The organism is Loigolactobacillus jiayinensis (assembly GCF_003946445.1).
Taxonomy (GTDB): Bacteria; Bacillota; Bacilli; order Lactobacillales; family Lactobacillaceae; genus Loigolactobacillus; species Loigolactobacillus jiayinensis.
Window position 1 is genome coordinate 1 of sequence record NZ_RHOF01000098.1, and the last position, 5,485, is coordinate 5,485.

Annotated in this window: 2 protein-coding genes and 1 pseudogene; 2 read left to right on the forward strand and 1 reads right to left on the reverse strand. The window is 41.3% G+C overall.

Going from position 1 to position 5,485, the window contains the following annotated elements:
- Positions 1-112: 112 nt before the first annotated feature.
- Positions 113-2,716, forward strand: a complete 2,604-nt coding sequence (gene mprF, locus EKM80_RS14340; protein ID WP_125554346.1) for a bifunctional lysylphosphatidylglycerol flippase/synthetase MprF — start codon at positions 113-115, stop codon at positions 2,714-2,716.
- Between the two features lie 371 nt (positions 2,717-3,087).
- Here the strand turns inward: mprF and EKM80_RS14350 are convergent.
- Positions 3,088-3,243: pseudogene (locus EKM80_RS14350) on the reverse strand (helix-turn-helix domain-containing protein); the annotation flags it as partial.
- A 779-nt stretch (positions 3,244-4,022) separates the two neighbouring features.
- Between EKM80_RS14350 and EKM80_RS14360 the strand changes: the two are divergent.
- Entirely contained in the window at positions 4,023-5,105 is a 1,083-nt protein-coding gene (locus tag EKM80_RS14360) for a glycosyltransferase (protein WP_100070483.1), read from the forward strand.
- The last annotated feature ends 380 nt before the right edge of the window (positions 5,106-5,485 follow it).

A 5,485-nucleotide genomic window follows, 5' to 3' on the forward strand; every position in this document is an offset into this window, starting at 1 on the left:
AGGAAGCTGATCTTTTTTGTCCGAACAGCGTTCGGATTAATTTTACAATCTACCATCAAAACGTTATAAATTCAAGATTAAATACAGATAATCTAGGGAAAGGAGAATTTTTTTGAAGGCAACGTTACAGAAAATCGGGACGGCACTCAATAAACGCATGGGGATCATCAAAGCATTATTTGTATTCTCTGTCCTGTTATTTGTGATTACGGAAGTCGGCAAAATTGCGAAGGAAGTCAGTGGCGCGCAGTTGGCGAATGCGCTTGCTTCGCAAAGCTGGTGGCATCTGTTGAGCATGGTCGTGATTGGTATTATCGCAGTGACACCAATGCTGACGTATGACGTCATGATTACAAAGTTTTTACCCAACCACTATTCACTTGGATATGTCTTAAAAGCTGGATGGATCACCAATACATTTACGAATATCGGTGGTTTTGGGGGCGTGCTGGGCGCCTCACTGCGTGCTAACTTTTATAATCGCGAAGCCACTAAGAAACAAATCGTGTTTGCCATTTCCAAGATCGCTTTGTTTTTAGTTTCGGGATTGTCATTATATTGTATGATCTCACTCGTGCTAGTCTATGGCTTTGGCATTGGGAACATGTATGGCAGTTACTGGATCTGGCTCGTCGGTGGTGCACTGTATTTTCCAGCTATCTTTATTTTTACACGGGTCAACGATTCGGAATTCTTCGATGGCCTTACGCTCGGCAACGTCGTTCGGTTATTGAGTGGGTCGTTTGGTGAATGGACTGGCTGTGTGCTGTTCTTCTTATTAATTGGAAACTTTATGGGATTACCCATTGATTTTGCAGCAGTCGTGCCGTTATTCGTGATTGCTTCGGTTGTCGGTGAAGTGTCAATGGTACCCGGTGGTATTGGGTCATTCGACGTTTTCATGATTTTTGGTCTCAGTGCGGTCGGAGTTTCTCGACCAGACGCCGTCGTATGGCTCTTATTTTACCGGTTATTCTACTATATTATCCCGTTTGCCATCGGGCTGGTCTTATTCATCCATGACACCGGCCATCGCTTAAACGTGCGCTTAGCGGGTATTCCTAAGCAGGCATTACAACGTGTTGCTCAGATGGTACTGACGGTTTTTCTCTACTTTTCTGGTTTTCTGATGTTGTTGATGTCAACGGTCCCTACCTTTGCATATAGCAATAAACTCTTCTTACAGTTTTATCCGTACACCTTTTTCTTTATTAATCAGGCCAGCAGTATTATTATGGCCTTCTTACTGATTGGGGTGGCGTTGGGAACTGCTGGCCGGGTCAAAAAAGCTTTTTGGCCAACGGTGATTGCCCTGCTGATTGCAATTTTGAATACGATTCGCTGGCTCGTCGTTTATGATGCAATTTCGATGAAATTTGTGATTTTCTTGATTGTGATTCTAGCGCTAGTGGCTTTGTCGCGGCATGCTTATTATCGTGATCGGTTGGCTTTTTCGTGGGGGCAAACGTTGTGGGTTAGCTGCGTGTATGTGGTGACCTTTATCTTGTATACGATTGTGGGGGTCTATAACGCGCCCCAAATTCATCATCGGCATGCGGTTCCTGAAGCTCTGTTCTTCCCATCACAAAAGCTCTGGTTATTTGGGGTGATTGGGTTAGTCTTAGCGGCAATGATTTTGATTATTATGTACCGCTACTTTGCGAGTGGCTATAACGCCCGATTGCGTCAAAAGATGGATGCGGCTCGGGTCAAACAAGTGATTGAAACTTATGGCGGCAATGAAATCTCACACTTGGCTTATTTGAATGATAAGTTAGCATATTACTATCAAGTCGATGGGGTCGATCAACTGATCTTCTTATACCAGCAGAAGGCTGATAAACTGATCATTATGGGAGAGCCATTCGGTAATCAAGCGGTATTACAAGCTGCCTTGGAACAGTTATTGGATGACGCAGATAGTGACGGTTGCTCGCTAGTCTTTTACGAAATTAGTGAGATGCTGACGATGCGCCTACACGAAATGGGCTTTGACTTTATCAAAACCGGTGAAGAAGGGCACGTCAAATTGGCAGACTTTAGTTTGGCTGGTAAACGGCTACGGGGTGAGCGGGCCCTAATGAATAAGTTTACCCGGGATCACTATGAGTTTGCCATCTTGCAGCCACCGTTCAGTGCCAACGTTATGGCTGAATTACGAGCTGTTTCGGATAGTTGGTTAGCAGGTGAGACGGAAAAAGGATTCTCGCTCGGATTTTTTGATGAGCAGTATCTCAATCAGGCACCCGTAGCGGTCGTTTATGATCCTGACCACCGAATTGTCGCGTTTGCGAATATTATGCCGCAGGGAAATCATCAGACGACTTCAATTGACTTAATGCGGTCAAGCAAATCGGCGCCATCCGGCATTATGGACACGGTCTTTGTGCACCTATTTGAACAGGCGCGTGACGATGGCTATGCTTATTTCAATATGGGAATGGCACCGTTATCCGGTGTGGGGGTTTCACGCTACAGTTTTATTCAAGAAAAAATTGCTCATTTAATTTACGAATATGGCTACCAGTTATATGGTTTTCAGGGATTACGGTCGTACAAAGAGAAGTATGTGACCGAGTGGGAACCGAAGTACATTGCGTACCGAAAACGTAATTCACTAATTTTCACCATTTTACAATTGCTACAAGTCGTTAATACCCGGGTGCACAAGTCTGAGCGGCACCGGCCAGTATGGTTGTTGAAACGATTGAAATAACTGAATCATGCACGTTGTTGATAAGATCGATCTGATCTAGTTGACGACGTGTATTTGTTTTATGATAAGACTAACTCTAGTTGGTGTAGAGTAGCGGGTGTTGTTTACTAATGATTTAGGCAGAGGTATTTATTTTGCACGTTTAAATCAAGTTTCGAAATCAATGAATTATACCAGCAGCGATAAAATACGTTATATTTTCATCGCTGACGTTGCTTATACCAAAATATATGAAACACATCAGTATGACGGTGCTAACCTCGCTAATAATTATGATCTTAAATGGTAGATTGCAAATTTAATCCGAATTTTTGACAAATTATTCAGCATTACTTGGTAAGATGTTTGCCAGTTGAGTACTTTCAGCGGCCTTTGGTTAATTTATCCTGATAAGGTTGACATCGCGACAAGTCATTAAAAATGGTAGCCGGTGATCGATTTAACCGCTCAGCCATTTGGATATTGGACAGGCCTAGTTCACAAAAGGTTTCGATTTTAATTCGTTCAGAATAGGTTATACTAGACAAAAGATCAGCTCCTAAAAGATGTGTTTGTGGTAAACACCATTTTAAGGGAAGCTGATCTTTTTTGTCCGAACAGCGTCGGATTAATTTTACAATCTACCCTTTAAATCCCAATTCGATTGATGTTTCTTGCCTATCCAAAAAGGATTTCCACAACTTATCATACTTGCTCATAACCAAATTCACCTCACTTCTACTTAAGGTTATTCGCCAACAAAGAATTCAATTTGTCATTGTGTTGATTCTGGTGCAAGCTTTGTTCGCTAATTTCATTTTAGTATACTTGGTAACAAGAAACGAGGGATTACGTGTATGTATGACTTTGAGGGAACCCACTTTCAAAAGGACATCGTGTCTGATACGCAAGTTTTCATAGCACTCAAACCGTAATTTCAACGCTGCACGATGTAGAGGTTGTTCACACAATACACCAAAAACGCAAAAGTTAAGTCTCATCGGGTTATCCTTGTGAGCAGATTAAAAGTATTGATAGCTACCTAACCTTCATCATAATGTCAGTAGCTGGTTAAATGGTCATCTCTCAGCTTATTTGCACTAGATCCGTCTGATTAGTTGCATTTCTGGTTAACATGCATATAGAATAGGAAGAAACTCATTTAGAAAGTTTAATGAACTGCCAATACGCTTTTTAGCGTGTTGAGTAGTAGCACCGACTATTGATTGTCTTCATCACTTCTTGTAGTCCTGTCTCTTAGCCTTTTAGGTATCAGAAATAGCGTAACTGAACAAACTGCTCTGTCTCCAAAGGAGTGTGGTTGCTAATGAAGATTTTGATCTGTTTTGAGAACTTGTTAATGGATGGCGTTAAAAGGGTCGCTACTGTTGTAGGCAATGAACTCGCTAAAACAAATAAAGTAGCGTATTTTACCTTGGCCACTACGCCAACCTTCTTTGAGTTGAATGCACCGCTTATAACGACTTCAAATCCTGTTAACACTGGCAAAAGCTTTCGCGGCAGCAAACCATTAACAAAATATTCGTCACAAATTAATGATCTGATTCAGGTCCTTATTAAGGGTGACTATGATGTTGTGATTTTGACAGCCGGATTATTAACCAGCTTTTCGTCGCAGATTAAAGCGCGAGTGCCACAGGTGCGGATTATTGCCTGGCTGCATAACAACTACGAAACCTATATGGATAACTATTATCGCAATATGCAATCTGAATTTATAGCCGGATTGCGTAGTGCTGATCGTGTGGTCGTTTTGACGCGCCATGATGTCATTCATTTTTCAAAAATACAGTCACGAACTATCAAGATTTACAATCCACTGACCATCAAAAGAGGCACTATCTCTTCATTAACAAACCACGTCATTAGTATGGTTTCTAGAATCGATATTCAACAAAAAGGTTTGGACTTGTTGGTTAAGATTGCCGCGAACATACCGGATGATTGGGAGATTCGCTTAGCTGGTTCAGGTCCAGACGAAAACAAATTGAGAAATTTGATCAGTCAAATGAACGTGAATAATAAGTTGAAACTGACAGGATCGCTAACGGATGAACAGTTGGCAGTTCATTATCAAACATCCTCAATTTTTATGATGACGTCTCGTTGGGAGGGACTACCACTAGTGATTGGTGAAGCAATGAGTTTCGGATTACCCGTTATATCAATGAGTAATACTGGCGCCCAAGAATATTTAAATGGGGGAAAATTTGGCATTCTGACACAGGATCATCATGTGCATGACCTAAACTTAAAGCTTGATACCCTCATGTATTCACCATCCATTCGGCACTATTGGGCTAATCAAGCCTTACTACGAAGTCATGATTTCTCACTTTCGGATGTTACTAATCAGTGGCAGCGACTTTTTAAAGAGCTTAGTCTCTAGTGAGAGAAACATTTATAACGTTTTTTGACTAATCTGTAAGGCTTTTATAAGGCTATACATCAAGCATTCAAATGAAATGGTGTTAATGGTCGATTCTTTTAAAAACGCATTTTGCACAACTGAACTCGTTTTATGTTATGATGATCATAAGTGATAATTTCGGACCATGTGGGCAGTTAATCCAATCTAGAGACGCCGTGACACAACAATTGAAAGAAGGAATGTCACATGAGGGCCAAGATTATTATTGCAACGTTGACAGCAAGCCTGTTACTCGGAGGCTGTTCGAAGCTCAGTAACAACTCTAAAACATCATCAACATCCATGGGTCTACACTTTCTGGTATTGGTGAATAACTAATACCGGTTTTTTGTCTGTTT

What these genes read in the sequence shown, in the direction of transcription:
- EKM80_RS14360 (WP_100070483.1), top strand. Translation starts at nt 4,023, where the DNA reads ATGAAGATTTTGATCTGTTTTGAGAACTTGTTAATGGATGGCGTTAAA.